Consider the following 1,791-nt stretch of genomic DNA (forward strand, 5'->3'; position numbering starts at 1 on the left):
GCGCAAGAAGGGTATCTCCAAGGCTGACAAGAAGGCTGGCCGCACCGCGGCTGAGGGCCTGATCGGCGTCGACAACGGCGTGCGCGAGGCTGCCGTCGTCGAGGTCAATTCCGAGACCGACTTCGTTGCCCGCAACGCCGCGTTTCAGGAAATCGTCGCCAATGTTGCCAAGGTTGCGCTGGCCTACGGCACGACGGAAGCTGTGGCCGCCGCAAAGTATCCAGGTTCCGACAAGTCGGTTGCCGACACCATCAAGGACGCTGTCGGCACCATCGGCGAAAACATGGGCTTCCGCCGCTCGGCCAAGCTCACCGTCCCGCACGGTGCTGTCGCCACCTACGTCCACAACGCAGTTGCCGATGGTCTTGGCAAGCTCGGCGTTCTGGTCGCGATCGAGACCACGGGCAATGAGCATGCCGCCAATGCCTTTGGCCGCCAGGTTGCCATGCATGTCGCCGCCACCAACCCGCTGGCGCTGACGGCCGAGCAGATCGATCCGGCTGCGGTCGAGCGCGAGAAGGCGATCTTCGCCGATCAGGCGCGCCAGTCCGGCAAGCCGGAAGCGATCATCGAAAAGATGGTCGAAGGCCGCCTACGCAAGTTCTATGAGGAAGTCGTGCTCCTGAAGCAGGCCTTCGTGCTCAATCCCGACATCACTGTCGAGCAGGCACTGAAGGATGCCGAGAAGGAAATCGGCGCTCCGGCCAAGATTTCCGCCTATCTGCGCTTTGCGCTCGGCGAAGGCATTGAAAAGGAAGAGACCGATTTCGCGGCGGAAGTCGCGGCTGCGGTGAAGAAATAATCCTTACAAATAGCCCCTGAAGGGGCTTCTCAGCTCAGGCAACTCGGCCGGGTGTCCGCAAGGATGCCCGGCCGATTTCTTGTGCGGTGTCGATAAAGGCCCTGAGCTTCGGCGCCATTGACGCCCGGCGCGGGAAATAGAGGAATAGCCCCGGTTCCTCGATCGCCGTCTGCGGCAGCACCTGGACCAGGCGGCCCGCGGCAAGATCGGCGCGCGCCAGCGGCTCGAAGACATAGGCAAGCCCGACGCCTGCAAGCGCAAGATCGATTGCTGCGAGCGAATCCGTCACGACAACGCTGCCCCGCGTCTCCATGGCGATGTCCTTGCCATCCTCGATCAGATCCCAGCGATAGAGCGCACCGGAGCGGACGAGCCGGTAGCCAATACAATTGTGGTTCGCCAAATCGGCAACGCTGCTGGGACGGCCGTGCCGTCCGATATAAACGGGCGAGGCCACGATGACGACGGAGAACGGCGGCGTCAGCCGGACCGCGACCATGTCCTGGGCGATCATCTCGCCAAGCCGGATGCCGGCATCGAAGCCTTCGCCGACGATATCAACCAGACCCTGGTCAGCGAAGACCTCGACGGTAACCTCCGGATAGCGCTCGGCCATCGCGGCGACCACCGGCGTCACCGCCAATGGTATGGCGATGTTGGAGGCGTTGATCCTGAGCAGGCCAGACGGCCTGCCTTTGACGCTGCGGATACGGTCCATCCGCTCGGCAATATCCTGGAGGGCCGGAGCCGCCGTTTCCACCAGCGCCTTGCCGGCCTCGGTGAGCGAAACGCTGCGCGTCGTCCGTGCGAACAAAGGCTGGCCGATCCGCTCTTCGACAATGCGCACCGCATGGCTGACTGCTGAAGGGCTCATGCCGAGTTCGGCGGCGGCAAGCGCAAAGCCGCCGCGTCGGGCCACGGCGACGATCACAGGCAAGTGGGTGAGCAGGTCCCGGTACATTCATGCATGATATCGCATGGTCCATACG

At 63.4% G+C, this 1,791-nt stretch carries 2 protein-coding genes; one reads left to right on the forward strand and one right to left on the reverse strand.

Annotated features, from left to right (window positions below; genetic code table 11):
• A partial coding sequence (gene tsf / locus EN879_RS34510; protein ID WP_127274643.1) for a translation elongation factor Ts occupies nucleotides 1-802 on the forward strand: 802 nt, incomplete at its 5' end.
• 34 nt (nucleotides 803-836) lie between these two features.
• On the opposite strand, the gene EN879_RS34515 is transcribed toward tsf, so the two are convergent.
• Nucleotides 837-1,763: a LysR family transcriptional regulator gene (locus tag EN879_RS34515; protein WP_063167965.1), complete on the reverse strand. Its 927-nt coding sequence runs from the start codon at nucleotides 1,761-1,763 to the stop codon at nucleotides 837-839.
• Between the last annotated feature and the right edge of the window lie 28 nt (nucleotides 1,764-1,791).

Source organism: Mesorhizobium sp. M7A.F.Ca.AU.002.02.1.1, from assembly GCF_003998535.1.
In the GTDB taxonomy this organism is placed as follows: domain Bacteria; phylum Pseudomonadota; class Alphaproteobacteria; order Rhizobiales; family Rhizobiaceae; genus Mesorhizobium; species Mesorhizobium ciceri.